At 63.7% G+C, this 26461-nt stretch carries 20 protein-coding genes; 10 read left to right on the top strand and 10 right to left on the bottom strand.

Going from position 1 to position 26461, the window contains the following annotated elements:
- Positions 1-407: 407 nt before the first annotated feature.
- The gene (locus J4E58_RS25230; protein WP_007929666.1) at positions 408-749 is read right to left on the bottom strand and encodes a DUF6124 family protein; all 342 of its coding nucleotides are present in this window, start codon (positions 747-749) and stop codon (positions 408-410) included.
- 131 nt (positions 750-880) lie between these two features.
- On the opposite strand from J4E58_RS25230, the gene J4E58_RS25225 reads away from it, so the two are divergent.
- Positions 881-1546, top strand: coding sequence for a LexA family transcriptional regulator (locus J4E58_RS25225; RefSeq protein ID WP_087091641.1), 666 nt, complete (start codon positions 881-883; stop codon positions 1544-1546).
- A gap of 56 nt (positions 1547-1602) precedes the next feature.
- On the opposite strand, the gene J4E58_RS25220 is transcribed toward J4E58_RS25225, so the two are convergent.
- From J4E58_RS25220 to J4E58_RS25205, 4 genes are all read right to left on the bottom strand, one after another.
- A complete protein-coding gene (locus J4E58_RS25220; protein WP_087091640.1) occupies positions 1603-3549 on the bottom strand; it encodes an acetyl/propionyl/methylcrotonyl-CoA carboxylase subunit alpha in 1947 nt (648 codons plus the stop codon).
- Positions 3549-4364, bottom strand: coding sequence for a gamma-carboxygeranoyl-CoA hydratase (locus tag J4E58_RS25215; RefSeq protein ID WP_087091639.1), 816 nt, complete (start codon positions 4362-4364; stop codon positions 3549-3551). Before J4E58_RS25215 ends, J4E58_RS25220 begins: the two co-directional genes overlap by 1 nt.
- 17 nt (positions 4365-4381) lie before the next feature.
- Positions 4382-5986 carry a carboxyl transferase domain-containing protein gene (locus tag J4E58_RS25210; RefSeq protein WP_087091638.1) on the bottom strand — a complete coding sequence of 535 codons (1605 nt, stop codon included), beginning with the start codon at positions 5984-5986 and terminating at the stop codon, positions 4382-4384.
- 106 nt (positions 5987-6092) lie between these two features.
- Positions 6093-7256, bottom strand: a complete 1164-nt coding sequence (locus J4E58_RS25205; protein WP_085534106.1) for an isovaleryl-CoA dehydrogenase — start codon at positions 7254-7256, stop codon at positions 6093-6095.
- A gap of 252 nt (positions 7257-7508) precedes the next feature.
- On the opposite strand from J4E58_RS25205, the gene J4E58_RS25200 reads away from it, so the two are divergent.
- Positions 7509-9203 (top strand): AMP-binding protein, encoded by a 1695-nt coding sequence (locus J4E58_RS25200; RefSeq protein ID WP_087091637.1) that lies wholly within the window; start codon positions 7509-7511, stop codon positions 9201-9203.
- Positions 9204-9860: 657 nt separating this feature from the next.
- On the opposite strand, the gene J4E58_RS25195 is transcribed toward J4E58_RS25200, so the two are convergent.
- The 3 genes from J4E58_RS25195 to J4E58_RS25185 all read right to left on the bottom strand — a co-directional run bounded on the left by J4E58_RS25195 (position 9861) and on the right by J4E58_RS25185 (position 12416).
- On the bottom strand, positions 9861-10760 hold the full coding sequence (locus J4E58_RS25195) for a hydroxymethylglutaryl-CoA lyase (RefSeq protein WP_038577780.1): 900 nt from the start codon (positions 10758-10760) through the stop codon (positions 9861-9863).
- A gap of 156 nt (positions 10761-10916) precedes the next feature.
- On the bottom strand, positions 10917-11321 hold the full coding sequence (locus J4E58_RS25190) for a MerR family DNA-binding transcriptional regulator (protein ID WP_007929654.1): 405 nt from the start codon (positions 11319-11321) through the stop codon (positions 10917-10919).
- A 168-nt stretch (positions 11322-11489) separates the two neighbouring features.
- A complete protein-coding gene (locus tag J4E58_RS25185; RefSeq protein ID WP_009044615.1) occupies positions 11490-12416 on the bottom strand; it encodes a LysR family transcriptional regulator in 927 nt (308 codons plus the stop codon).
- A gap of 193 nt (positions 12417-12609) precedes the next feature.
- Here J4E58_RS25185 and J4E58_RS25180 point away from each other — a divergent pair, with 193 nt between their 5' ends.
- Positions 12610-13839, top strand: coding sequence for an acyl-CoA dehydrogenase (locus J4E58_RS25180; RefSeq protein ID WP_007929649.1), 1230 nt, complete (start codon positions 12610-12612; stop codon positions 13837-13839).
- A gap of 84 nt (positions 13840-13923) precedes the next feature.
- Here the strand turns inward: J4E58_RS25180 and J4E58_RS25175 are convergent, their stop codons facing one another.
- Positions 13924-15306 (bottom strand): substrate-binding domain-containing protein, encoded by a 1383-nt coding sequence (locus J4E58_RS25175; RefSeq protein ID WP_087091636.1) that lies wholly within the window; start codon positions 15304-15306, stop codon positions 13924-13926.
- A 250-nt stretch (positions 15307-15556) separates the two neighbouring features.
- On the opposite strand from J4E58_RS25175, the gene J4E58_RS25170 reads away from it, so the two are divergent.
- Positions 15557-15883: a YegP family protein gene (locus tag J4E58_RS25170; RefSeq protein ID WP_062825314.1), complete on the top strand. Its 327-nt coding sequence runs from the start codon at positions 15557-15559 to the stop codon at positions 15881-15883.
- Between the two features lie 55 nt (positions 15884-15938).
- On the opposite strand, the gene xthA is transcribed toward J4E58_RS25170, so the two are convergent.
- Positions 15939-16751 (bottom strand): exodeoxyribonuclease III, encoded by an 813-nt coding sequence (gene xthA, locus J4E58_RS25165; protein WP_087091635.1) that lies wholly within the window; start codon positions 16749-16751, stop codon positions 15939-15941.
- A gap of 202 nt (positions 16752-16953) precedes the next feature.
- Between xthA and J4E58_RS25160 the strand changes: the two genes are divergently transcribed.
- From J4E58_RS25160 to J4E58_RS25135, 6 genes are all read left to right on the top strand, one after another.
- The gene (locus tag J4E58_RS25160; protein ID WP_007929645.1) at positions 16954-17604 is read left to right on the top strand and encodes an N-acetyltransferase; all 651 of its coding nucleotides are present in this window, start codon (positions 16954-16956) and stop codon (positions 17602-17604) included.
- Between the two features lie 63 nt (positions 17605-17667).
- Positions 17668-19395, top strand: a complete 1728-nt coding sequence (locus J4E58_RS25155; protein ID WP_037035517.1) for an autotransporter assembly complex family protein — start codon at positions 17668-17670, stop codon at positions 19393-19395.
- Complete coding sequence (locus J4E58_RS25150; protein ID WP_087091634.1) at positions 19392-23066, top strand: translocation/assembly module TamB domain-containing protein; 3675 nt, start codon at positions 19392-19394, stop codon at positions 23064-23066. The genes J4E58_RS25155 and J4E58_RS25150 overlap by 4 nt, the downstream gene beginning before the upstream one ends.
- Positions 23067-23275: 209 nt before the next feature.
- A complete protein-coding gene (locus J4E58_RS25145) occupies positions 23276-23749 on the top strand; it encodes a MarR family winged helix-turn-helix transcriptional regulator (RefSeq protein WP_007929642.1) in 474 nt (157 codons plus the stop codon).
- Positions 23750-25219 (top strand): efflux transporter outer membrane subunit, encoded by a 1470-nt coding sequence (locus J4E58_RS25140; protein ID WP_087091633.1) that lies wholly within the window; start codon positions 23750-23752, stop codon positions 25217-25219.
- 15 nt (positions 25220-25234) lie between these two features.
- The gene (locus J4E58_RS25135) at positions 25235-26437 is read left to right on the top strand and encodes an HlyD family efflux transporter periplasmic adaptor subunit (protein ID WP_087091632.1); all 1203 of its coding nucleotides are present in this window, start codon (positions 25235-25237) and stop codon (positions 26435-26437) included.
- Positions 26438-26461 lie beyond the last annotated feature (24 nt).

The raw sequence follows: 26461 nt of genomic DNA, 5'->3' as shown, positions 1-26461 counted from the left end.
GCAGCTTAGAAGCTATGCGATTGATTCTCAAGCGCTGTTTTTGCATTTGCGAGCCGTTGCGGCGGGCGTCGGCTTGCAATGAGGCATTCTTTTGCTATCATCGCCGCCAATTTAGCGGTACCCAGTCTTCATTAGCCTGAAGCCAAGCCAGAAAAACTGGCAGAAAAAAAAGACCCGGCAAAAAGCCGGGTCAAAAACCGTGATTAGCCTGATGAGGAGATAATCCAGGAGTCCGACCTAAGGTCTCTTGGGTTATCGACTGATCTCGCGACCAGCTGCTTGCAATAATAATCATTATCATTTGCAAGTCAAATGTTTTTCCCCGCCTTTTAGAAAATAATTTCCTGCCCCTGTTGCCAGCCCTGTTCATCGGCCGGATCGCCCGTGGGCGAATTCTGCCGTGGCGCTCATTCCGGGCGATGGCTGTCCAGCGAGCGATCCACCAGCGCCTTGGCCATGTCGATCATGTGCACCACGGAAAACGCCAGGTCCCGCCGGGTACCCCGCAGGTGGTCGGCGGCCTCGTAGGCGCTGGCCGCGGCGCAACGCAGCAGGTCGGAAGCGTGGATCATCGCTTCCTCGCTGCTGATGCTGTGTTTGACCTCGAAGAACTTCTCGTCGATCGACGATTCTGCAATAGCCGGTTTCAAGTAGTAGTCCATGGCCCGGCGAGCGGCCTCGCTGTCCTTGAGGGCGTTGAAGCCGACATCGGTTTCCAGTTCCGGTGCATCTTTGCTGGTTGTGCTCATGAGCGGTTCCATCCTTTGACGTGGAATAAGAGGGTCTGAGGAATGGTAATACTTAATGTATTTGTGACTAGGTTTCAAATACTACAACTTGTGTGTTGAGGGCCGAAATACACAACGTATTGTTCCGCTCCATGGACAAATGGATCGAGTTGGTTAAATCCAACATGAAGGACCGCAAGGTCACACAAGAAAAGCTCGCGGAACGCCTGGGCATGTCCCAGGGCGGCATCGGCCACTGGCTGAGCAAACGGCGCCAGCCGAAGATCGAAGACATGAACCGGGTGCTGGAAGAAATCGGCCTGGGTTTTCTCGAAGTCGCGCTGGTGATCCGCGAAAAACCACAGGTGGATGACGAGGGCCAACTGCTGCTGGAAGGGCCGTCGTTGGTGCAGAAGTACAACCCGTACTTCCGCTATCCGGTCAGCGACTGGCGGGGCGTTGGCGAGGTGCGCGAGGCCGGTGGTGTGGGCTACGCCAGCGAGCGTTACGAGCTCTCTGACTACCAGGCCGAAGGCTCGGCTTTCTGGCTGGTCGTGGTGGGCGACGCGATGATTGCCCCGAGCGGCCTGAGCATCGCCCAGGACATGTTGATCCTGGTGGACCCGGCGGTGGAGGCGGTTCCCGGCAAGCTGGTGATCGTGCAATGCCCGGGCAGCACCGAAGCGATTTTCCGCAAGCTGGTGGAGGAGGGTGGGCAGCGTTATCTGGTGCCGCTGAATCCGACTTACCCGAAGGTGCTTTACAGCGATGACTGTCGGATTATTGGTGTCGTGGTGCAGGCTACCGCTAAATTCTGACGTAAAAATACGATCGTTCCCGCAAGGCTGCGGGAACGATCTTCTGCCTCAGGAGCTTATTCCAGCTCCACCAGAGCACTTCCCTCACTGACCATTTCGCCTTCCTGGCAATACAGCGCCTTGACCACCCCGGCTTGCGGTGCGCGGATGCTGTGTTCCATCTTCATCGCTTCCAGAACCACCAGTTGCGCGCCAGCTTCGACGCTCTGCCCGGCTTGCACCAGAACCCGCACGATGCTGCCGTTCATGGGCGCGGTCAGGCCTCCATGATGGCCGTGGCTGGCTTCCACCGCGGCAATCGGGTCATAGGCCGTGACCCGGTGCATCTCGCCCTGCCACTGCAGGTACAGGCTGTCGCCCTGGCGAATCGCCCGGTGCTGCTGGCGCAGCCCCTTGTGTTCGATCGACAGCTGCTCGCCATGCAAGGCCATGGCCGCGTTGTGGGGGGCCAGCTTGATCGCCCGGTCCTGGCCCTCGCAGTCGAGGTGCAGCACGGTTTCCCGCGGCAGGCCGATGCGCAGGCCGCTGGCCTTGGCCCAGGGGGAATGGCGGTCGTCGGCGCGCGTCTGGTCCGGCTGGCTCTGGGCGAACGCCTGGGCGGCGGCCTGCCAGAACTCGTCGCTCAAGGCGCTGGCCGGTGGCAGCAACTGATCCTGATAGCGCGGGATAAAGCCGGTATCCAGCTCGGCGGCGGCGAAGGCCGGATGGGCGATGATGCGCCGCAGGAACGCCAGGTTGGTCTTCAGCCCGCCGATGGCGAACTCGTCGAGCATCCCCAGCAGGCGCAAACGCGCCTGTTCGCGGTTTTCGCCCCAGGCAATCAGTTTGCCGAGCATCGGGTCGTAGAACGGCGAAACGCTGTCGCCTTGCTCGACGCCGCTGTCGACCCGACGTCCAGGACCCGCCGCCGATTCGCGGTACAGCGCCAGGCGCCCGGTGGCCGGGAGGAAGTCATTGCCCGGGTCCTCGGCGTACAGCCGCACTTCGATCGCGTGCCCGATCAGCGGCACCTGGTCCTGGGTGATCGGCAGCGCTTCGCCCTGGGCCACGCGGATTTGCCAGGCCACCAGGTCCAGCCCGGTGATGGCTTCGGTGACCGGGTGCTCCACTTGCAGGCGGGTGTTCATTTCCATGAAGAAGAATTCGCCGCGCGAATCCAGCAGGAACTCCACGGTGCCGGCGCCGACGTAACCGATGGCCTGCGCCGCGCGCACCGCGGCTTCGCCCATGGCCTTGCGCTGCTTGACGCTCAGGCCGGGGGCCGGGGCTTCTTCGACGACTTTCTGGTGGCGCCGCTGGATCGAGCAGTCGCGCTCGTTGAGGTACAGGCAGTTGCCGTGCTGGTCGGCGAACACCTGGATCTCCACGTGACGCGGCTTGAGCACGTACTTTTCCACCAGCATCCGCGAATCGCCGAAGGACGACTGCGCCTCACGCTGGGCCGAGGCCAGGGCTTCGGCCAGTTGGCTGACGTCCTCCACCACTTTCATGCCCTTGCCGCCACCGCCGGCGGTGGCTTTGAGCAGCACTGGGTAGCCGATGCGTTCGGCGGCGACGCGGAAGGTTTCCAGGTCCTGGGCTTCGCCGTGGTAACCGGGGACCAGGGGCACGCCGGCGGTTTCCATCAGTGCCTTGGCCGCCGATTTGCTGCCCATGGCGTCGATGGCCGACGCCGGCGGGCCGAGGAAGATCAGCCCGGCGGCTTCGATGGCGCGGGCGAAGCCGGCGTTCTCCGACAGAAAACCATAGCCCGGGTGAATCGCCTGGGCGCCGCTGGCCTTGGCGGCGGCGATCAGTTTGTCGATCTGCAGGTAGCTGTCGGCGGCCTTGCTGCCGCCCAGGTCGATGCGCAGGTCGGCTTCGCGGCTGTGGCGGGCGTCACGGTCGGTGGCGCTGTGCACGGCCACGGTGGTCAGGCCCAGGGCCTTGGCGGTGCGCATCACGCGGCAGGCGATCTCGCCGCGGTTGGCCACCAGCAGGGTGGTCAGGACAGGGGCGCTCATTAACGCGACTCCTTGGTGATCTGGTCGGGCTGCCAGCTGGGCGAGCGCTTTTGCAGAAAGGCGCGCAGGCCTTCCTGGCCTTCGGGGCTGACGCGGATGCGGGCAATGGCGTTTTCGCAGTAACGGCGCAGGGCCGGGGTCAGGGCGCCGTTGCCGACTTCGCGCAGCAGGTCCTTGCTGGCGCGCATGGCGCACGGGCTGTTGAGCAGCAGGTTGTCGATCCACGACGCCACTTGCTGTTCCAGCTCGGCCGCCGGGTAGCTTTCCGCCAGCAGGCCGATTTCCCGGGCCCGCTGGCCGCTGAAGCGCTCGGCGGTCAGGGCGTAGCGGCGCGCGGCGCGTTCGCCGATGGCTTGCACCACGAACGGGCTGATCACCGCCGGGGCCAGGCCGATGCGTACTTCCGAGAGGCAGAATTGCGCGTCGTCGGCACCGATGGCCATGTCGCAGCAACTGATCAGGCCCAGGGCCCCGCCAAAGGCCGCGCCTTGTACCACGGCCAGGGTCGGGATCTTCAGCTTGGCCAGGTTGTACATCAGCTCGGCCAGCTCGCGGGCGTCGTCGAGGTTGGTGTGGTAGTCGAGTTCGGCCGACTGCTGCATCCAGGCCAGGTCGGCGCCGGCGCTGAAGTGCTTGCCGCGGCCGCGCACCAGCAAAAAGCGCAGGGCCGGATCGCTTTGCACCTGATCCAGGGCGAGGATCAGTTCGCGGATCATTTCGGCGTTGAAGGCGTTGTTCTTTTCCTCACGGCTGAGCCACAGGGTAGCGAAGCCACGCGGGTCCTTCAGCAGTTCCAGGGTGTTGAAGTCGTTCATGTCGGTTTCGCTCCGGGTCACATGCGGAACACGCCGAAGCGGCTCTGTTCGATAGGGGCGTTGAGGGACGCGGACAAGGCCAGCGCCAGGACGTCGCGGGTCTGCGCCGGGTCGATGACGCCGTCGTCCCACAGCCGGGCGCTGGAGTAATACGGATGGCCCTGGTGTTCGTACTGGTCGAGGATCGGCTGCTTGATCTCGGCTTCCTGGGCGGCGCTGAACGTCTGTCCGCTGCGTTCGGCCTGTTCGCGCTTGACCTGCACCAGCACCCCGGCGGCTTGTTCGGCGCCCATCACGCCGATCCTCGCGTTGGGCCACATCCACAGGAAACGTGGGTCGTAGGCGCGGCCGCACATGCCGTAGTTACCGGCGCCGAAGCTGCCGCCGATGATCACCGTGAACTTCGGCACCTTGGCGCAGGCCACCGCGGTCACCAGCTTGGCGCCGTGCTTGGCGATGCCGCCGGCTTCGTATTTCTGCCCGACCATGAAGCCGGTGATGTTCTGCAGGAACAGCAGCGGGATGCCGCGCTGGCAGGCCAGTTCGATGAAGTGCGCGCCTTTCTGCGCGGCCTCGGCGAAGAGGATGCCGTTGTTGGCGAGGATGGCGATCGGGTAACCGTGCAGGTGGGCGAAGCCGCACACCAGGGTGGTGCCGAACAGCGCCTTGAACTCATCGAAGACCGAAGCGTCCACCAGCCGCGCGATGACTTCGCGCACATCGAAAGGTTGTTTGGCGTCCGCCGGGATCACTCCGTATAGCTCGTCGCTGGCATACAGCGGGGCGATCGGCGCGCGTTGCTGCAACTCGCCCTGTTTGCGCCAGTTGAGGTTGGCGATGCTGCGCCGGGCCAGGGCCAGGGCGTGTTCGTCGCTGTCGGCGTAATGGTCGGCGACACCGGAGATCTTGCAGTGCACATCGGCGCCGCCGAGGTCTTCGGCGCTGACCACTTCACCGGTGGCGGCTTTCACCAGCGGCGGGCCGGCGAGGAAGATGGTGGCCTGTTCGCGGACCATGATCGCTTCGTCGGCCATGGCCGGCACGTAGGCGCCACCGGCGGTGCAGGAGCCCATGACCACGGCGATCTGCGGGATGCCCTGGGCGCTCATGTTGGCCTGGTTGAAGAAGATCCGCCCGAAGTGTTCGCGGTCGGGGAACACCTCGTCCTGGCGCGGCAGGTTGGCGCCGCCCGAATCCACCAGGTAGATGCAAGGCAGGCGGTTCTGCTGGGCGATGGTCTGGGCGCGCAGGTGTTTTTTTACGGTCAGCGGGTAATAGGAGCCGCCTTTCACCGTGGCGTCGTTGGCCACGATCATGCATTCGACGCCTTCGACCCGGCCGATGCCGGCAATCACCCCGGCGGCCGGCACGTCTTCGCCATACACCTGATACGCCGCCAGCTGGCTGACTTCGAGGAAGGGCGAGCCCGGGTCGAGCAGGCGGTTGATGCGCTCGCGCGGCAGCAGTTTGCCACGCGAGGTGTGCCGTTCCTGGGCCTTGGCGCCACCGCCTTGCTGGACCTGGGCGAGCAGGGTGTGCAGGGCGTCGACCTGGGCCAGCATGCTGGCAGCGTTCTGCGCGAATTCCGGCGATCTTGGGTTTAACTGAGATTTCAGAATCATTGAGGCTCCCAGCGCAGCTCGAAGCGACAAGCTTCAAGCTGCAAGAGTAAATCGGCGTTACGGCAGCTATGGCTTGCCGCTTGTAGCTCGCAACTTGCAGCTGCTCTTACTTGGTTTCGTTGAACAGTTCGCGACCGATCAGCATGCGGCGGATTTCGCTGGTGCCGGCGCCGATTTCATACAACTTGGCGTCGCGCAGCAGGCGTCCGGCGGGGAACTCGTTGATGTAGCCGTTGCCGCCAAGGATCTGGATTGCGTCCAGGGCCATCTGGGTGGCGCGTTCGGCGCTGTAGAGGATCACCCCGGCGGCGTCCTTGCGCGTGGTTTCGCCACGCTCGCAGGCCTGGGCCACGGCATACAGGTAGGCGCGGCTGGCGTTGAGCTGGGTGTACATGTCGGCGACCTTGCCCTGGATCAGCTGGAACTCGCCGATGCTCTGGCCGAACTGCTTGCGGTCGTGGATGTAGGGCACCACCAGGTCCATGCAGGCCTGCATGATCCCGGTCGGGCCGCCGGAGAGCACCACGCGTTCGTAGTCCAGGCCGCTCATCAGCACCTTCACGCCACCATTGAGCACGCCGAGGATGTTCTCTTCCGGCACTTCCACATCGTCGAAGAACAGCTCGCAGGTGTTGGAGCCGCGCATGCCCAGCTTGTCGAACTTGTTGCTGCGGCTGAAGCCTTTCCAGTCGCGCTCGACGATGAACGCGGTGATGCCGTGCGGGCCCTTTTCCAGGTCGGTCTTGGCGTAGATCACATAGGTGTTGGCGTCAGGGCCGTTGGTGATCCAGGTCTTGCTGCCGTTGAGCACGTAGCGATCGCCACGCTTGTCGGCGCGCAGCTTCATCGAGACCACGTCGGAGCCGGCGTTGGGTTCGCTCATGGCCAGGGCGCCGATGTGTTCGCCGCTGATCAGCTTGGGCAGGTAGTGGCTTTTCTGTTGGTGGTTGCCGTTGCGGTTGATCTGGTTGACGCAGAGGTTGGAGTGGGCGCCGTAGGAGAGGGCGACCGAGGCCGAGCCGCGGCTGATTTCTTCCATGGCCACCACGTGGGCCAGGTAGCCCAGGCCGGCGCCGCCGTATTCTTCCGGTACGGTGATGCCCAGCAGGCCCATGTCGCCGAACTTGCGCCACATGTCGGCGGGGAACAGGTTGTCGATGTCGATCTGTGCCGCCCGTGGCGCCAGCTCGGCCTTGACGAAGGCCTGCACCTGGTCGCGGAGCATGTCGATGGTTTCGCCGAGGGCAAAGTTCAGGGTCGGATAGCTCATGGGGGCACCTTCAAACTTGTTTTTATGTCAGGGAGTCGGGCTGTGGAGAGCGGCTGATTCAGCTCTCACCTTTACGTTAACGTAAGCCTGCGACGGGTGGCTGTCAATCACCCTTTACGTAAACGTCAACTTGCGCGAATCTGTAGGAGCCGAGCTTGCTGGCGATGAAGGATAACGCGGTCGTATAGCAACACCGCGGCGCTCCAATCGCGGGCAAGCCTCGCTCCTACAATAAAGACAATAGGGGTCATCATGGATCAACCCGCATCCGCGCCGGGGCGCAGCTACACTCGCGGCACGCAGGACAAGGCCTTGCTGGCGCTGACCATCGGTCAGGCGTTCGATCGCACGGTGGCGTCATACCCTCGGGGCGAAGCCCTGGTGGTGCGTCATCAGCAGCTGCGCTACAGCTGGCAGCAGCTGGCCGAAACCGTCGATCTGCATGCCCGGGCGCTGCTGGCCCTGGGGCTCAAGACCGGCGACCGGCTGGGCATCTGGGCCCCCAACTGTGCCCAGTGGTGCATCAGCCAGTTCGCCAGCGCCAAGATCGGCGCGATCCTGGTGAACATCAATCCGGCCTATCGCAGCTCCGAACTGGAATACGTGCTCAAGCAGTCCGGCTGCCAGTGGCTGGTGTGCGCCGGCGCGTTCAAGACCTCCGACTACCACGCCATGCTCCAGGGCCTGGCACCCGAACTGGCGCAGCAGTCCATCGGCCAGCTGCAAAGCGAGCGCCTGCCGGATTTGCGCGGCGTGATCAGCCTCGATGCCCAGCCGCCGTCGGGCTTTCTGCCCTGGTCGCAGCTGGCCGACCTGGGGGCCGGCGTCAGCGTCGAAGCGCTGCGCGAACGCCAGGACAGCCTGGACCCCGACCAGGCGGTGAATATCCAGTACACCTCCGGCACCACCGGTTTCCCCAAGGGCGCGACCCTCAGCCACTACAACATCCTCAACAACGGTTACATGGTCGGCGAGAGCCTGGGCCTGGGCCACGAGGACCGCCTGGTGATCCCGGTGCCGCTGTACCACTGCTTCGGCATGGTCATGGGCAACCTGGGCTGCGTGACCCACGGCACGACCATGATCTACCCCAACGATGCCTTCGATCCGCTGCTGACCCTGGGCGCCGTGGCCGAGGAAAAGGCCACCGGGCTGTACGGCGTGCCGACCATGTTCATCGCCATGCTCGACCAGCCAAGGCGGGCCGAGTTCGACCTGTCGAGCCTGCGCACCGGGATCATGGCCGGGGCCACCTGTCCGATCGAGGTGATGCGGCGGGTCATCAGCGAGATGCACATGAGCGAAGTGCAGATCGCCTACGGCATGACCGAAACCAGCCCGGTGTCGTTGCAGACCGGCCCGGCGGACGAGCTCGAGCTGCGCGTGACCACGGTCGGCCGCACCCAGCCGCAGTTGGAAAGCAAGATCATCGATGAGGCGGGCAATATCGTGCCGCGCGGCACCATCGGCGAGCTCTGCACCCGCGGTTACAGCGTGATGCTGGGCTACTGGAACAACCCCCAGGGCACGGCCGAAGCCATCGACCAGGCCGGCTGGATGCACACCGGCGACCTGGCGACCATGAACGAGCAGGGTTACGTGTGCATCGCCGGGCGTAACAAGGACATGATCATCCGCGGCGGCGAGAACATTTATCCGCGCGAGCTGGAGGAGTTTTTCTTCACCCACCCGGCGGTGGCCGACGTGCAGGTGATCGGCATCCCGTGCTCGAAATATGGCGAAGAGATCGTCGCCTGGATCAAGTTCCACCCCGGCCACAGCGCCAGCGAGGAGGAACTGCAGGCCTGGTGCAAGGCGCGTATCGCTCACTTCAAGACGCCGCGTTACTTCAAGTTCGTCGAGGAATTCCCGATGACCGTGACCGGCAAGATCCAGAAGTTCAGGATGCGCGAGATCAGCATCGAGGAGTTGCGCGGGCGTTCCTGAGCCATTCGAGCAGGCTCCCGCGAATATGTGCGGGAGCGGCTCGCGAGCCGTTTTGGAGGTCGCAGCCGAGCCAGGAGAGGGGAGGGAAACAGGAAGGCCGGAAAGCACAAAGGGGAGCCGAAGCTCCCCTTTAATTTTTGTCGTTGCGTGCTCTTTTTTTATTATTGAGGGGCGGTCTGTTGTTGTTTTTGGCAACCGTTACCCTTTACCGCTGTTTTTGGTGATCCCCATCCGGGATCAAGAGCAAACGTATTTTTTTGAGCGCTGATCTATTTTCTCGCTTGAGCGACCAACCAGTTCGGGAGCTACCTTGGGGTAGTTTTATTGTTCTCTGCCCGGTTGCGGGTGGCTCTTATTGTTAAAGACACCCTGGAAAACACATCCTCTCCAAAAAAATCTGTTAGCTGCGTCTCTGCCGTGTTGTTTTTGTTATGTCAGAGTCGTTTCGTCTTATTTTTATTAGCTTTGCTGCTTTTTATTCTTGTTATGCCAGAGATATAGCAGAAGCCATGCCAACTTTTTAAAACCCTTTAAAATCAATGGTTTGATAAAAATGGCCTTTCATCTGTACCGCTAGAAAATCGACAAACTGTTTCCGTGTTACCCGTTTCGAGCGTGCGCCAGAGCGGCCGGTAACACCCTGAAACAGGCGTGCCCTCAACCTGGGTAACGGGCCTTGGCGACGCGCGAGCCGGTGGGCCGCCCCAGCACGGAGCAGATCTGCTGGCCGGCGAGGATCAGGCGCTCCATGTCGATACCGGTTTCGATGCCCAGCCCGTTGAGCAGGTACAGCACGTCCTCGCTGGCGACGTTGCCGCTGGCGCCCTTGGCATAGGGGCAGCCGCCGAGCCCGGCGATCGAGCTGTCGAACACCGCGATGCCTTCCAGCAGGCTGGCGTAGATATTGGCCAGGGCCTGGCCATAAGTGTCGTGGAAGTGCCCGGCGAGCTTGTCCCGCGGAACATGGGCGGCCACCACCTCGAACATGCGGCGGGTAGCGCCGGCGGTGCCGGTGCCGATGGTGTCGCCCAGGGACACTTCGTAGCAGCCCATGCTGTACAGCTCGCGGGCGACCACGGCGACCTGTTCCGGCGCCACCTCGCCTTCGTAAGGGCAGCCCAGCACGCAGGACACGTAACCGCGCACGGTAACGCCGTGCTGTTTCGCTGCCTCCATGATCGGCACGAAGCGCTCCAGGCTTTCGCTGATGGAGCAGTTGATGTTGCGCTGGGAGAACGCCTCGGAGGCGGCGGCGAACACCGCGACTTCCTTGACCCCGGCGGCCAGGGCGTCTTCGAAACCGCGCAGGTTCGGGGCGAGGGCGCCGTAGGTCACCCCCGGCTTGCGCTGGATCTGCGCGAACACTTCGGCGGACCCGGCCATCTGCGGCACCCATTTGGGCGAGACGAAACTGCCGACTTCTATATAGCCGAGCCCGGCCGCGCTCAGGGCATCCACCAGTTGCACCTTGTCGGCGACGCTGATGGGCTGGGCTTCGTTCTGCAAACCGTCGCGAGGACCGACTTCGACCAGGCGGACATGGGTGGGGAGCGACATGAGAGCTTTACCTATATTAAGTGGGCACTAATGTAGCCGCTGCCGCAGGCTGCGCTCGGCGACGAAGTCGACGCAAAACCAGGCGCTACGGTCTGTCTGGCAGATTGTCTGTGTTGCTGGCGCGGCCGCTTTGCGAGCGATCGCCGCCTGGGGTGGTTACTGCACGGCGCTTTTCTGATTCTGGATGGTCTGCTCCAGCGCCTGGGTGCAGCGCTCTTCCGCAGTGTCCAGCTCCAGCTTCATCTGTTCGATGTCCAGCAACTGTTGCTCCAGCTGCTCACGGCGCTCGGCGATTTTCGCCAGCATGCTGTGCAGCTGTTTCAGGTTGCCGCTGCTGGGGTCGTAGAGTTCGATCAGTTCGCGGCATTCGGCCAGGGAGAAGCCGATGCGCTTGCCGCGCAGGATCAGCTTCAGGCTGACCTTGTCCCGTGGCGAGTAGATGCGTTCCTGGCCACGGCGTTCGGGGGCGAGCAGGCCTTGTTCTTCATAGAAACGGATGGCCCGGGTAGTGATGTCGAGCTCGCGGGCGAGGTCGGAAATGCTGTAGGTCTGGCTGCTCATGGGGGCACTCGAAAAAGGTCTTGGCGTTAAGCTAATTCGAGGTTGACGTATACGTCAAGCAGGATGCCGCCCTATCCGTAGGAGCGAGGCTTGCCCGCGATGGGTCCGCTGAGGTTTCCCTGAACCACCACGTTCTCCCTTATCGCGGGTAAGCGTTGCGCATGCGCATCACTTTTCGAGTTTCTTCTCGTGGGCCGTCACCTGCTGGCACAGCTCGATCATCTGCTCGCGCATCCAGCGGTTGGCCGGGTCCTGGTCGGTGCTTTCGTGCCAATAGAGGTGGGTTTCCAGCGGCGGCACGTCGTTGACCGGCAGGTTGAACGCTTGCAGGTCGTGGCGGCGGGCGAAGCGCTCGGGCACGGTCATGACCATGTCGGTCTGCTGCAGCACTTGCGAGGCCATCAGGTAATGCTGGGAGCGCAGGGCGATCTTGCGCTGGATGCCCATCTTGCCCAGGGCTAGGTCGACGTAACCCAGGCCGCTGCGACGGCTGGAAATATGGATGTGGGTCAGCGACAGGTAGTCGTCGAGGCTGAGTTTTTCCTTGTTCGCCAGCGGATGGCTCTTGCGCATGGCGCACACATAGCGGTCTTCCATCAGCTTGACGTGGCGGACCTGCGGGTCGGTGTTGAGCGGGGCATCGACGGCGAAATCCAGGCGGCCGGCGGCCAGTTCCTTGGTGGTTTCCCGGCGTTTGGACAGGAAACTCTCGATGATCACCGTGGGTGCCAGGCGCCGCAGGCGCTGGAACAGCGGCGGCAGGATCACTGCCTCGGTCAGGTCGGTCATGCTGATGCGGTAGGTCTTGACCGCCTGCAAGGGGTTGAAGATGCGGCTTTCCTGCACCGACACCCGCAGCAGCGAAAGGGCGTTGCGCACCGGGCCGATGATGTTCTGCGCCATGGGCGTGGGCACCATGCCCTGGGCGGTCCGCACGAACAGCGGGTCGTTGAAGGTCTCGCGCAGGCGGGCCAGGGCATTGGAGACAGCGGGCTGAGTGATGCCGACGATTTGCCCGGCGCGGGTCAGGTTGGCTTCGGTGTAGATCGCGTCGAAGACGATGAAAAGGTTGAGGTCGACCTTGCTCAGATTCATTGCGCTGCACTCTTATTGTTAGGGGCCGGTATTGTTAGGGGCCGGAGGGTGGACTGATTGGCCTGCCCGATCAGTCAATCATATATCGGTGATGAATGTTAATACACGCCGAGAATAGGCTAGGTAAATTTTCGTAAGCTGTTCTAGCATCGATTCCATGCCCTAAACCACCTCGCCAAGAAGGTAGCTGCCCATGGATTTCGCCTATTCACCCAAGGTTCAGGAACTGCGTGAGCGCGTGACCGCGTTCATGGACACTTATGTCTATCCGGCTGAAGCGGTGTTCGAACGCCAGGTCGCCGAAGGCGATCGCTGGCAGCCGACGGCGATCATGGAAGAGCTCAAACTCAAGGCCAAGGCCGAGGGCTTGTGGAACCTGTTTCTGCCCGAGTCGGAACTCGGCGCCGGCCTGACCAACCTGGAATACGCGCCGCTGGCGGAAATCATGGGCCGCTCCCTGCTGGGGCCGGAACCCTTCAACTGCTCGGCACCGGACACCGGCAACATGGAAGTGCTGGTGCGTTACGCCAATGAAGAGCAGAAGCAACGCTGGCTGGAGCCGCTGCTGCGCGGCGAGATCCGCTCCGCCTTCGCCATGACCGAGCCGGACGTGGCGTCGTCCGACGCCACCAACATGGCGGCCCGCGCCGTGCGCGATGGCGACGAATGGGTGATCAACGGCAAGAAGTGGTGGACTTCGGGCGCTTGCGATCCGCGCTGCAAGATCCTGATCTTCATGGGACTGAGTAACCCCGATGCGCCGCGCCACCAGCAGCACTCGATGATCCTGGTGCCGGTCGACACCCCCGGGGTGAAGATTGTCCGGCCGCTGCCGGTGTTCGGTTACGACGACGCGCCCCACGGCCATGCCGAAGTGCTGTTCGACAATGTGCGGGTGCCGTACGAGAACGTGCTGCTGGGCGAAGGCCGTGGTTTCGAGATCGCCCAGGGCCGCCTTGGCCCGGGCCGAATTCACCACTGCATGCGTTCGATCGGCATGGCCGAGCGCGCGCTGGAATTGATGTGCAAGCGTTCGGTAAGTCGTACCGCATTCGGCAAGCCGCTGGCGCGCCTGGGCGGCAATATCGACAAGATCGCCGACTCGCGGATGGAGATCGACATGGCACGCCTGCTGACCCTGAAGGCGGCGTACATGATGGACACCGTCGGCAACAAGGTGGCGAAAAGCGAGATTGCCCAGATCAAGGTGGTGGCGCCGAACGTGGCCTTGAAGGTGATCGACCGGGCCATCCAGATTCATGGCGGGGCCGGGGTCTCCAACGATTTCCCGCTGGCCTACATGTACGCCATGCAGCGCACGCTGCGCCTGGCCGACGGTCCGGACGAAGTGCACCGCGCGGCCATCGGCAAGTTCGAAATCGGCAAGTACGTGCCCAAGGAAATGCTGCGCAGCGGGCATTAAAGTGATCGCGGGCAAGCTCCGTTCCTGTAGGAGCGAGGCTTGCCCGCGATAACGTCCTCGATTACGCCGCCGATTTTCCCTCCCTCAATACACCCAGACTTCCACCCGCCGATTCTTGATCCGCCCCTCGTCCGCGGTATTGGCCGCGACCGGCATCTGCGCGCCAAAACCGCGGATCTCGCGCAACACCACACCGTTTCTCACCAGTTCCCGGCGCACGGTCATGGCTCTGAGCTTGGACAGCAGTGCCGCGCGTGCCGGATCGTTCTTGGCATCGCCGAAGCCGACCAGGGTCACGCGCTTGGCCAGCTTGTGGTGCCGCTTGAGAAAGTCCAGGACCCGTGGCAGGTCCTGGCGTGCCTTGTTGTCGAGGGTGGCGCTGCCTTCCTCGAAGCGAAAATTCACGGTCAGGCGCTGCGCCTGCCGGGCGATGGCCTGGTAACCCTCGGGCATCTGCGGGGCGGGGGCGACACTCATGGCCAGCACCGTCTGGGCAATAAAACCGTTGGCCGCGACTATGGCCTGGCCCCTGGCGCTCTGGGCGAAACGCACCAGGGCCCTGGCCCAGGGGTTTTGCTCATTGGGCGGCAGGTAGAAGTACAGGCGCCGTGACAATGGGTAGTCCTCGGTGGCGATCAGGCTGTCGAGGGGCAGCATCGGTTGCGAGCCGCCGTCGACGATCGCCACGGCCTTGGCCTGGCGCACATAAGGCAGGCCGATAAAACCGATGCCCTGGGGATCGCGGCTGACCGCGTCGGAGAGTTGTTCGCTGGACTCGAAGCGTTTCGCCGTGGCGCTCAGGTTCTTGTCGCGGCGGGCCAGCACCAGTTCCTTGAAGGTGTCGTAGGTGCCGGAGCGGTCATCGCGGGCGTACAGGTGAATGGCGCCGCCGACGCCGCCCAGTTCTTCCCAGGTTTTCACCTCGCCGCTGAACACCCGCGCCAGTTGTTCGGTGTCCAGCCGTGCCAGCGGGTTGTGCGGGTGGAGGATGATGGCCAGGCCGTCGATGGCGATCACCTGTTCGGCGTCGGGGTCTTTCAGGTCGCCGAGGGCTTCCAGCTCCACCAGTTCGCTGTCCTTGATCGGTCGCGACGCGGCGGCGAGGTCGGCGCTGGCGTTCTTCAACGCAGCAAAGCCGGTACTGGAGCCATGCGCGGCGATCTCGACGACAACGCGCCGGCCCTGGGCACTCTGGCCGGTCACCCGACGCTCGTTGTCTTTGCCCGTCGCCTCAATCCGTATGTCGAGCAAACCCTGTTCTTGCATCAGGCCCTTGACCAGGGCCGGGCCCAGCGCGGCACCGATGGTGTTGGAACCCTGGATGCGCAGCACCGGCTGGTTGTCGCCGGCCAGGGGCAGGGCGGCGAACACCGACCAGGGCAGGGCGTAGCAGACGAAGCCGACCAGCAGCAGGCAGAGGGTTCGGCACCAGAGGTCCGGTTCACTGACGGTACAAACGCGTGACATGCGGCAATGGCCTTCTATGGCGGGAGCGAGTGCGGCGAGATTAAGTCAGGGAGGTGACGGGGATGTGACGGTTGATGGGGGTAATCGGAGCGTTCCTCTGGCTTTTCAGAATGCTCTTAAAGACCCGGCACGGCGGGCTCAGTACAGTTGAAAACTTTGTCTGGAGGGGAATTGGCGCACGCCGACTCTCGTCGTCACCAGGCGTCGATGCAGCCCTGGCTGCAATTTGCTTGTGTCAAAGGAGTATGAAATGAGTGGCTGGTTCGAGCTGAAGCAATATGGCAGCGGTGGTTTCAGGTTCTTGCTGAAGTCCAAGGACGCGCAGACCATGCTTCAAAGCGACCGTTACCCTTGTCGTGAGAGTGTCGAGGCAGCCATTGCGCTGCTCCGCAAACACTGCACGTCCCCGGGTAGTTACGAAAAGAAGATCGCCCCCGGTGGCAAACCTTACTTCAATCTCAAGGCCGGCAAGGAGGTGATCCTGGTCAGCCACTTGTATGACTCGGAGCCGACCCGTGAGTCCGCTATCGAGGCCATCATGCAGGCCGGCACCAGCACCCGGGTCGAGCTGTGTTGAGACGCTGAAGCATAAAAAAAGCCCATCTCAGGATGGGCTTTTTTGTGCCGGGCGATCAGCTCAGTTCGAGCCAGATCGGTGCGTGGTCGGAAGGTTTCTCCATGCCGCGCAGGTCGTAGTCGACCCCGGCATCCTTGATCCGTGGCAGCAGGCCGCGAGAGGCCATGATCAGGTCGATGCGCAGGCCGCGCTTGGGCTCGTCCTCGAAACCGCGGCTGCGGTAGTCGAACCAGCTGAAACGATCGGCCACCTCGGGGTTGAGGTGGCGGAAACTGTCCACCAGGCCCCAGTTCTTCAGGCGGGCCATCCACTCGCGCTCTTCCGGCAGGAAGCTGCACTTGCCGGTTTTCAGCCAGCGTTTCATGTTGTCCGGGCCGATGCCGATGTCGCAGTCTTCCGGGGAAATGTTCACGTCGCCCATGACCAGCAGCGGCTGCTCGTTGCTGAAGCGGGTTTCCAGCAGGTGCTGCAGGTCGCTGTAGAAGCGCTGCTTAGCCGGGAACTTGGTGGGGTGGTCACGGCTTTCGCCCTGGGGGAAGTAGCCGTTCATGATGGTCACCGGGGTGCCATCGGCATCGGCGAAGGTGCCCCAGATAAAACGTCGCTGGGCATCTTCATCGTCGCCATCGAAGCCTTTGTACAGGTCCAGCGGCGCCTGGCGCGAGAGCAGGGCGACGCCGTAGTGGCCTTTCTGCCCGTGGTAATGCACGTGATAACCCAGCGCCTGGACTTCGGCCAGGGGGAACTGGTCGTCCGACACCTTGGTTTCCTGCAGGCCGATGACGTCCGGTTGATGCTTTTCGATCAGCGCCGCCAACTGATGGGGGCGGGCGCGCAGCCCGTTGATGTTGAACGAGACGATCTTCATGGTCGGCAGTCCTGGCAAAACTGCGATGCTAGCCGACAAGTCGCGCGGCGGCCAGCGTGGCGGCAGGGCAGATGCGCTGCTAAGGTCCATGGGCGGTGGAACGATCACGAGCCTGAAAGGCTCGTAGCTATAACAACCGCGCAGAAGAACGCCGTCACCCAGCGCGGCCACTTCAAGCCGGGCCCAGGGGAGACCAATCGCCATGCCTGAAACCTCGACTGCCATCGCCGACATTCACATGCTCGACAGCGGCTATGCCCGCGAAGCCCGTTCCCTGCTGTATCAGGCTTATCGCCACGAGCCGACCTTCGCTTATCTGTTCGAGTCCGAACGCCCGGGATACGAACAACGGGTGCGGGCCACGGTACGGGAGCTGGTCAAGCAGCACTTCATTCAGGACCTGCCGGCCATCGGCCTGTTGGTCAATGACCGGCTGATCGGCATCGCCCTGATCGCGCCGCCCCAGCGTCGCCTGGGCATTACCGAGAGTTGGGCCTGGCGCCTGCGGATGGTGCTCAGTACCGGTTTCCGTTGCACCCGGCGTTACCTGGACTATCACGCCGCGGTGCTGGGTTGCCTGCCCAGCGATTCGGTGCACGTCCTGCCCTTGCTGGGGATTCATCCGCAATTCCAGGGCAGGCACTTCGGTGAGCAGTTGCTGCAGGCGGTGCACAACTGGTGCGCGGTGGACGAACACTCCCAGGGTGTGGTGCTGGACACCGGCAACCCGCGTTACCTGGCGTTCTATGAGCGCCAGGGTTATGAAGAGATTGGCGAGATCGCCGTCGGTCCGGTCCGCGAGCACGTTTTCTTTCACGCCAACCCGCAGGTTCTGCAAAGCGCGACCGGCTGAACAGAACTTTCCTCACATTTGTGCGCTCTATCGGGCTCCCAGCTCGTGATAGCATTCGCGCCTATGAAGTTTTCAGGAAGATTCACCAGCGGCTTGTTGCTGCTGTTCACAAGCTGTGCGGCACTGGCGCAAAGCGAATTGGACGTCAGGGTCAAACCCTCCAACGATGAACTCAAGGCCAATGTGGAAGGCTACATCGGCGGGGTGGGCGATCGCGACGAGGAAGCCCTGCTGCGTTTCAGCCGTGGCGCCGAGGAGCAGGCTCGCAAGGCCGCCCAGGCCCTGGGCTACTACCAGCCGCAGATCAGCAGCGAAGTCAAAGGCGGCGAAAAGCCGCGTTTGGTGCTGAATATCGATCCTGGCGAGCCGGTGCACCTGCGCAACGTCACCATCCGGGTCGACGGCCCGGCGGCCTCCCTCAAGGGCTTTCGGGTGCCCAGGAGCGACCAGCTGAAAAGCGGCGCGGTCCTCAATCACGGTCATTACGAAGACGCCAAGCGGCTGATCCAGAACCAGGCGTCGCGCTATGGCTTTTTCAGTGGGCGTTTCACCCGGCAGAAGCTGGCCGTGGACCCCCAGGCCGGGGTGGCGGATATCGAGCTGGTCTACGAAAGCGGTCCGCGTTACGCCCTGGGCAAGGTCAGTTTTGCCGGCGATACACCGTTCGACGAAGACCTGCTGCAACGCATGGTGCCGTTCAAGGCCGGCACTCCCTACGATTCCGAGCTGATCGCCGAGCTTAACCAGGCACTGCAATCGAGCGGTTACTTCGAGGGCGTGCGGGTCGACGCGGCGCCGACCGCGGCCGCCGCCGAGGTGATTCCGGTGGCGGTCCAGCTGGAAACCCGCAAGCCGCGCACCATGGGCCTGGGCCTGGGCTTTTCCACCGACGTCGGGCCGCGGGCCAAGGCCAACTGGACCCGGCACTGGGTCAACGCCCAAGGCCACAGCTACGGCTGGGAGGCGGAAGTCTCCGCGCCGCGACAGAACGTCGGCCTGTTCTACGACATACCGCTGGACCCGCCGCTGACCGACAAGCTGCGTTTTGCCGGCGGCTACCAGAACGAAGAAATCGCCAATACCGACACCCTGAGTAAACTGCTCACCCTCGGTCCCGAGTGGCACAGCAAGTTGCCCAGCGGCTGGCAGCGAGTCATCTCGTTGAAGTGGCAACGCGAGGAATACCGCCTTGGCGACGACTCGGGCCTGAGTACCCTGTTGATGCCCGGCATCAGCTATTCCTACCTGCGCAGCGATAACCGCATCGACCCGCACAACGGCTATCGCCTGCAATTCGACAGCAAGGTGGCCAAGGAAGGGCTGGGTTCGGACACCAACCTGTTATATGGCACCGTGCTGCTCAAGGGCCTGACCACGGTGTGGGACAACCATCGCTTCCTCGGCCGGGTGCAGTTCGGTGGCAGCGCCACCAACGGTTACAAGAAGATCCCGCCGTCGCTGCGCTTTTTCGCCGGTGGCGATCAGAGCGTGCGCGGTTACGACTACCAGAGCCTGTCGCCGGAGAACTCCGACGGCGACCGGATCGGCGGGCGCTACATGGTGGCCGGCAGCGTCGAGTATCAGTACTCCATCGCGGAAAAATGGCGCCTGGCGACCTTTGTCGACCAGGGCAACTCCTTCGACAAACTTGAACTGCCGAACCTCAAGACCGGGGTCGGTGTCGGCGTGCGCTGGGTGTCCCCGGTGGGGCCGATCCGCCTTGACCTGGCCCATGCGCTGGACGATGACGGCGGCATTCGCTTGCACTTTTCCATGGGGCCTGAGCTGTGAAGCGTGGTTTGAAGATCGCGGCGCTGGCGCTGCTTGTGCTGGTGGCGGTGCTGGTACTGGCGCTGGCTTCTATACTCGGCACCCAGGCCGGCAGTCGCTGGGCCCTGGGCCTGGTGCCGGGCTTGACCGTGGAAAACTTCGCCGGCCACTTAGGGGGACAGTGGAGCGCCGATCACCTGTTGTGGCAGCAGGACAGCAGCCGGGTCGAACTCCAGGCGCCGAAATTCGCCTGGTCGCCGGCATGCCTGATGCGCATGACCCTGTGCATCGAGCAACTGGACGTGGAGCAGGTCAGCCTGCAATTCCCGCCGGGCGCGGAAGAACAAAGCAGCGGCCCGATCAGCCTGCCGGATCTGCAGTTGCCCCTGGCTATCGAGCTGGGGCAGGTACGGGTCGGCAGCCTGCAGTTCAATGGCAGCGAGGAGCTCAAGGGCCTGCAGCTGGCGGCGCAGTGGACGGCCAAGGGCCTGCTGATCGACTCGGTGAGCCTGCAACGCGACGACCTCAGCCTCAAACTTTCGGGGTTGCTGTCGCCCAGCGGCGACTGGCCACTGAGTGCCACCGGTACCCTCACCCTGCCGGCGCCGGGCAGTGAACCCTGGGCGTTGGCGCTGAAGGTTGATGGCGACCTGCTGAAGACCCTCAAGCTTGCGGCCGACAGCAGCGGTTACCTGCAAGGCCAATTGAGCGGTGAGCTGCAACCGTTGGTGGAGAACCTGCCGGCCCAGGTGCGGATCACCGCCGATGGCTTCAAGGCCAGCGCCGAGCTGCCCGATACCCTGATGCTCAACCAGCTGGAGCTGACCGGCAAAGGCGACCTCAAGGCGGGTTACCAACTGCTGGGCAAGGCCAGCCTGCCGGCCGAGCAGGGGCCGGTGGCCCTGGCGCTGCAAGGCAAGGTCGACGCCAAGGGCGCGCAGATCGCCGCGCTGGACCTGAGCGCCAACGACAAGCAGAACCTCAAGCTGACGGGCCAGCTGGACTGGAGCCAGGGCCTGAACGCCGAAGCCAGGCTCGACTGGCTGGATTTCCCCTGGCATCGCCTGTACCCGCTGATCGAAGAGCCCGCGGTGGCGGTGCGCCGCTTCACTGCCGAGGTCGCCTACCGCGATGGCAACTACCTGGGCAACTTCAAGGGTGACCTCGATGGCCCGGCGGGGGCGTTCAGCCTCAGCAGCCCGTTCAGCGGCGACCTGACGAAAATCTTCCTGCCCCAGTTCAAGCTGGCCGCCGGCCAGGGCAAGGCTGAAGGCCACCTGAACCTGCAATTCGCCGACGGCATCGCCTGGGATACCGCCCTGGATCTGTCGGCGATCAACCCGGCGTACTGGGTCGCCGAGCTGCCGGGCACTTTGGCCGGGCCGCTGCGCAGCCAGGGCGAAATGAAGAACGAGCAACTCAAGCTCAACGCCGACCTCGACCTCAAGGGCAAGCTGCGCGGCCAGCCCGCGGTGCTGCAGGCCAAGGCCGATGGCGCTGGCGAGCAGTGGAACCTGAATACCCTGGACATCCGCCTGGGCGACAACCGCATCAACGGTTCCGGGCGCCTGCAACAGCGTTTGGCCGGGCAACTCGATATCAAGCTGCCGCGTCTCGGCCAGCTGTGGCCCGAGCTGCGTGGCCAGCTCAACGGCCGCCTCGATGTGGCGGGCACCCTGAAGGCGCCGCAGGGCAAGCTCGACCTGCAAGGCCAGCAACTGGTGTTCGTCGACAATCGCCTGCTGAGCCTCAAGCTTGATGCCAGCCTGGACAGCGCGCAACGGGCGCAAATCGACCTCAAGGGGGCCGGCATCCAGGTCGGTGAAACCGCGCTGGGCACGCTGACGGCCAGCGGCCAGGGCGATATCAAGAGCCAGAAGCTGCAACTGGACCTGCAAGGTCCGCAGCTCAAGCTGGCACTGGGCCTGGACGGCAAACTGGACCAGGGCAACTGGCGCGGGCGCCTGGCCAGCGGCGATATCCAGACCGGTGGCCAGGACTGGAGGCTGCAAGCCCCGGCCAAGCTCGAATACCTGGCCGACGGCAAACTCAACTTCGGCGTCCATTGCTGGGCCAGCGGCGATGCCAGCCTGTGTGGCGAGGATCAGCGGCTGATGCCCGAGCCCAAGTTGCGCTACCACCTCAAGCAGTTCCCGATCGACAGCCTCGCGCAGTGGTTGCCCAAGGACTTCGCCTGGAAGGGCCGGCTCAATGCCGATATCAAGCTGGACGTACCGGCCGGCGGCCCGCAGGGGCGGATCCTGCTGGACGCCAGCGGTGGCACCTTGCGGGTCAAGGAAAAGCAGCAGTGGCTGGACTTCCCGTACCAGACGCTGAAACTCGACACCACCCTCAACCCCAAGCGTATCGACACTCAACTGGCGTTCAGTGGCGGCAAGCTCGGTGAGCTGATGCTGCAGGCGCAGATCAATCCGCTGCCGAAAAACAAGCCGCTGTCCGGCGAGTTCCGCCTCAGCGGCCTGGACCTGGCGGTGGCGCGGCCGTTCGTGCCAATGGTCGAAAAGCTCACCGGCACCCTCAATGGCAGCGGGCGCATCTCCGGCGGTCTGCTGGCGCCGCAGGTCAATGGCAACCTGGCCCTTAGTGGTGGCGAAGTTTCCGGCCCTGAATTGCCCATCAGCCTCCAGGACCTGCAATTGCAGGCGCTGATCGCCGGTGAAAGCGTGCAGTTGAGCGGCGGCTGGAAGAGCGGCAAGGCCGGCCAGGGCAGTCTGAACGGCAATATCGCCTGGGGTCAGGCGCTGGTGGTGGACCTGAGCCTGAAAGGCTCGCAACTGCCGGTCACCGTCGAGCCCTATGCGGTGCTGGACGTGGCGCCGGACCTGAAGATCTCGATGAAGGACGACAAGCTGGCGATCGCCGGCAAGGTCCATGTGCCCAAGGGTGAGATCACCATCCGTGAATTGCCGCCATCGACGGTCAAGGTGTCGGACGACACGGTGATCATCGGCCACCAGACCGAGGAGGGCAAAGCGCCGATGGCCATGGCGATGGACATCGATGTGGTAGTTGGCGAGGACAAGCTCAGCTTCACCGGTTTCGGCCTGACCGCCAACCTGCAAGGCCACGTGCACATCGGCGACAACATGGACACCCGTGGCGAGTTGTGGCTCAACGACGGCCGCTACCGTGCCTACGGTCAGCGCCTGACCGTGCGCCGGGCACGTCTGCTGTTCGCCGGGCCGATCGACCAGCCGTACCTGGACATCGAGGCGATCCGCCAGACCGATGACGTGATCGCCGGCATCCGCCTCAGTGGCAGCGCCGAACAACCGACCACGCAGATCTTCTCGGAACCGGCCATGAGCCAGGAGCAGGCGCTGTCCTACCTGGTGCTCGGGCGTCCCTTGAGCACCACCGGCGAGGACAACAACATGCTGGCGCAAGCTGCCCTGGGCCTTGGCCTGATGGGCAGCTCGAACATCACCGGCGGGCTGGCCAAGGACCTGGGGATCGACGACTTCCAGCTCGACACCCAGGGCAGCGGCAACACCACCAGCGTGGTGGCCAGCGGCAATATCTCCGAGCGGCTCAGCCTGCGTTACGGGGTGGGGGTCTTCGAGCCGGCCAACACCATCGCCCTGCGCTACAAGCTGAGCAAAAAGGTCTACCTGGAAGCGGCCAGCGGTGTCGCCAGTTCGCTGGATATCTTCTACAAGCGCGACTTCTAGCTCGTCGACAATCCAGTCCCCTTTGGCGAGGGGGCTGGTGTTCACCACGCCGCTCCTCCAGCCGGTAATTCTCCCGCCGATTCTTGACTTCAAGGCTTTCCCATTAATTAGCTTAATAGTAAGCATGCTAATTATTGTTTGGATATTGGCTGCCTAGGCAGTAACATCTCGACATACTTTCGCTGCCTAGGCAGCTAACAGGTGGTCAGATGAAGCACTTCACCCCAGACGATTTCCACAATTGCCACCTCGGGCTCTTGCTGGGCCGCGCGGCCCTGCTCAAGGACCGGATCATCGACACCCACATGGAGCCCCACGGCATCACCGCCGCGCAGTTCAAGGTGCTGATCATCATGGCCCAGTTCGGCGTCGACACCCCGGCCGAGCTGTGCCGCCACCTGTCCCTCGACAGCGGTTCCATGACCCGAATGCTCGATCGCCTCGAGCAGAAGGACTTCCTCGCCCGCCAACGCTCGGAGCACGACCGCCGCCAGGTGCGCCTGGTGCTCACCGAGGAGGGCCAGAAGCTCGCCGACTGCCTGCCGCACATCGGCGCCAACGCGATGAACCAACTGGCCGGCGCCATCACCCCCGAAGAGTTGAAAACCCTGGAACAGATCCTCAAGAAAATTTTGCTGGCGGCCGGTGACCCGATCACCGTGTTGCGGGTAGGTGATAAGTAAATGAGCAGTAAAACCTTGCGTGCCCGTTTGAGCCTGGTGCTGCTGGCCATGAGCCTGGCGGGATGTGCCAACTACAGTGGCCTGACAACCGAAGGGGTGAGCCTCGATGCCAAATCCCTCAAGGCCGGACAATCCTTGGGTGGCGTGACCCTGTCGCCGGCGGCCTGGCCGAAGAGCGACTGGTGGAAGAGCCTGGGCGATCCACAGCTCGACGGCCTGATCCGCGAGGCCCTGCACGACAGCCCCGACATGCAGATCGCCAGCGCCCGCGCCCACCAGGCCAGCGCGGCGGCCTATGCCGCGGACGCGGCACGCATGCCGACCCTGGACGCCAGCGGCAGTGTCAGCCGCTCGCGGCTGTCCCGTTCGCAGGACCCGAGCGGGCAGGGTGACAACTACAGCACGATGCGCAGCCTGACAGGCAACTTCAGTTACACCTTCGACCTCTGGGGCGGTCAGCGCGATACTTGGGAAGCCGCTCTGGGCCAGGCGCGCGCCGCCGAGATCGATCGCCAGGCCGCGCAACTGACCCTGGCCGCCGACGTGGCCCGGGCCTACAGCGACCTGGGCCAGGCGCATATCGTCCATGACCTGGCCACTGAAGACCTCAAGCGCACCCGGCAGATGCTCGACCTGAGCCAGAAACGCCTGAGCTCGGGCATTGACAGTCAGTATCAGTACCAGCAGACCGAAAGCCTGGAGGCCAGCTCCGAAGCCAGCCTGATCGATGCCGAGAAAAACCTGCAGAGCGCCAAGATCGCCCTCGCGGTATTGCTCGGCAAAGGCCCGGACCGGGGCAACGAAATCGCCCGGCCGAAAGTCCTGCAGGCCAGCGCGGTGGCACTGCCGTCGGTGCTGCCGGCGGAACTGCTGGGCCGCCGTCCGGATCTGGTGGCCGCGCGCTGGCGGGTCGAGGCGGCGAGCAAGAGCATCGACGCTGGCAAGACCAACTTCTATCCCAACCTCAACCTGAGCGCCGCTGCCGGCACTCAAGCGTTGCTGGGGGACGCGATGTTCGGATCGGCCAGCCGCTTCTTCAATATCGCCCCGACCGTGTCGCTGCCGATCTTCGACGGTGGCCGCCTGCGCGCCGACCTGGATGCCCGGGACGCCGACTACGACCTGGCCGTGGCGCAGTACAACAAGAGCCTGGTGAATGCCCTGGGGGATGTCAGTGACACCATCTCCCAGCTGCGTGACATCGGTCGGCAGATCGCCGCCCAGCAACACGCCACCGACATCGCCCAGGACTCCTACGACACCGTGGTCCAGCGTTACGGCTCGGGGATCGGCAATTACCTGGACGTGCTCAGCATCGAGCAGCAGTTGCTGCAGGCCCAGCGTCAGCTGGCGACCCTGAATGCCCAGCAGATCGACCTGTCGATCCAACTGATGCAGGCCCTGGGCGGTGGTTTCCAGACCGACAATCTGGCCGCGGCCACCCCGACCCCAGCCTCGCGCACTCAATAATTCAAGGTACTCATCATGGCCACTGCCGCAACCAACAACGCTCCCGAAAACACCCCGGACACCGCCAACCCACGCAAGCGCAAGGTCATGCTGCTGGGCCTGGTGGCGCTGATCGTCCTGGGCGGGCTGGGGGTCTTTGCCTGGTACGAACTCTACGGACGCTGGAATGAAGGCACCGACGACGCCTATGTGAACGGCAACGTGGTGGAAATCACCCCGCTGGTCACCGGTACGGTGGTCAGCATCGGCGCCGACGATGGCGACCTGGTCCACGAAGGCCAGGTGCTGGTCAACTTCGACCCCAACGATGCCGAGGTCGGCCTGCAAAGCGCCGAGGCCAACCTGGCCCGTACCGTGCGCCAGGTGCGCGGGCTGTACAGCAACGTCGACGGCATGCGCGCCCAGGTGGCGGCGCAGAAGGCCGAAGTGCAGAAGGCCCAGGACAACTTCAGCCGCCGCCGGACCCTCGCCAGCAGCGGGGCGATTTCCCAGGAAGAACTGTCCCATGCCCGTGACGACCTGACCTCGGCGCAGAACGCCCTGGCCAATGCCCAGCAGCAGCTCAACACCACCAACGCGCTGGTGGACGACACCGTGGTATCGAACCATCCGGACGTGCAGGCGGCCGCCGCGCAACTGCGCCAGGCCTACCTGACCAACGCCCGCAGCACCCTGATCGCCCCGGTGACCGGTTATGTCGCCAAGCGCACCGTGCAACTGGGCCAGCGGGTACAGCCGGGCACCGCATTGATGGCGGTGATCCCGCTCGACCAGCTGTGGATCGACGCCAACTTCAAGGAAACCCAGCTGCGTGACATGCGCATCGGCCAGCCGGTGGACATCGAGGCCGATATCTACGGCAGCGACGTCAAGTACAGCGGCACCATCGACAGCTTGGGCGCCGGTACCGGCAGTGCCTTCGCCCTGTTGCCGGCGCAGAACGCCACCGGCAACTGGATCAAGATCGTGCAGCGGGTGCCGGTGCGCATCCATGTGAATGCCGAAGAACTGGCCAGGCACCCGCTGCGGGTCGGTCTGTCGACGGTGGTCAACGTCGACCTGCATGACCAGAGCGGCCCCGTGCTGGCCCAGCAGCCGCCACAAAAGGCGTCGTTCAGTACCAGCGTCTACGACCGCCAGCTGGGCGAGGCCGATGCCCTGATCGCCCGCCTGATCCACGACAACAGCGCCGCCATCGGCAAGACCGCGCAGCGCTGATTCGCCGATCCCTCTGCTGCGGCC

Origin of the sequence: Pseudomonas sp. FW305-25 (genome assembly GCF_017351415.1) — a bacterium.
GTDB classification, from domain to species: Bacteria; Pseudomonadota; Gammaproteobacteria; order Pseudomonadales; family Pseudomonadaceae; genus Aquipseudomonas; species Aquipseudomonas chlororaphis.
The sequence above is the reverse complement of the archived record's forward strand: the minus strand, read 5'-3'. Positions and strand labels throughout refer to the sequence as shown.

What these genes read in the sequence shown, in the direction of transcription:
- J4E58_RS25230 (WP_007929666.1), bottom strand. Translation starts at nt 749, where the DNA reads ATGAGCACAACCAGCAAAGATGCACCGGAACTGGAAACCGATGTCGGC.
- J4E58_RS25225 (WP_087091641.1), top strand. Translation starts at nt 881, where the DNA reads ATGGACAAATGGATCGAGTTGGTTAAATCCAACATGAAGGACCGCAAG.
- J4E58_RS25220 (WP_087091640.1), bottom strand. Translation starts at nt 3,549, where the DNA reads ATGAGCGCCCCTGTCCTGACCACCCTGCTGGTGGCCAACCGCGGCGAG.
- J4E58_RS25215 (WP_087091639.1), bottom strand. Translation starts at nt 4,364, where the DNA reads ATGAACGACTTCAACACCCTGGAACTGCTGAAGGACCCGCGTGGCTTC.
- J4E58_RS25210 (WP_087091638.1), bottom strand. Translation starts at nt 5,986, where the DNA reads ATGATTCTGAAATCTCAGTTAAACCCAAGATCGCCGGAATTCGCGCAG.
- J4E58_RS25205 (WP_085534106.1), bottom strand. Translation starts at nt 7,256, where the DNA reads ATGAGCTATCCGACCCTGAACTTTGCCCTCGGCGAAACCATCGACATG.
- J4E58_RS25200 (WP_087091637.1), top strand. Translation starts at nt 7,509, where the DNA reads ATGGATCAACCCGCATCCGCGCCGGGGCGCAGCTACACTCGCGGCACG.
- J4E58_RS25195 (WP_038577780.1), bottom strand. Translation starts at nt 10,760, where the DNA reads ATGTCGCTCCCCACCCATGTCCGCCTGGTCGAAGTCGGTCCTCGCGAC.
- J4E58_RS25190 (WP_007929654.1), bottom strand. Translation starts at nt 11,321, where the DNA reads ATGAGCAGCCAGACCTACAGCATTTCCGACCTCGCCCGCGAGCTCGAC.
- J4E58_RS25185 (WP_009044615.1), bottom strand. Translation starts at nt 12,416, where the DNA reads ATGAATCTGAGCAAGGTCGACCTCAACCTTTTCATCGTCTTCGACGCG.
- J4E58_RS25180 (WP_007929649.1), top strand. Translation starts at nt 12,610, where the DNA reads ATGGATTTCGCCTATTCACCCAAGGTTCAGGAACTGCGTGAGCGCGTG.
- J4E58_RS25175 (WP_087091636.1), bottom strand. Translation starts at nt 15,306, where the DNA reads ATGTCACGCGTTTGTACCGTCAGTGAACCGGACCTCTGGTGCCGAACC.
- J4E58_RS25170 (WP_062825314.1), top strand. Translation starts at nt 15,557, where the DNA reads ATGAGTGGCTGGTTCGAGCTGAAGCAATATGGCAGCGGTGGTTTCAGG.
- xthA (WP_087091635.1), bottom strand. Translation starts at nt 16,751, where the DNA reads ATGAAGATCGTCTCGTTCAACATCAACGGGCTGCGCGCCCGCCCCCAT.
- J4E58_RS25160 (WP_007929645.1), top strand. Translation starts at nt 16,954, where the DNA reads ATGCCTGAAACCTCGACTGCCATCGCCGACATTCACATGCTCGACAGC.
- J4E58_RS25155 (WP_037035517.1), top strand. Translation starts at nt 17,668, where the DNA reads ATGAAGTTTTCAGGAAGATTCACCAGCGGCTTGTTGCTGCTGTTCACA.
- J4E58_RS25145 (WP_007929642.1), top strand. Translation starts at nt 23,276, where the DNA reads ATGAAGCACTTCACCCCAGACGATTTCCACAATTGCCACCTCGGGCTC.
- J4E58_RS25140 (WP_087091633.1), top strand. Translation starts at nt 23,750, where the DNA reads ATGAGCAGTAAAACCTTGCGTGCCCGTTTGAGCCTGGTGCTGCTGGCC.
- J4E58_RS25135 (WP_087091632.1), top strand. Translation starts at nt 25,235, where the DNA reads ATGGCCACTGCCGCAACCAACAACGCTCCCGAAAACACCCCGGACACC.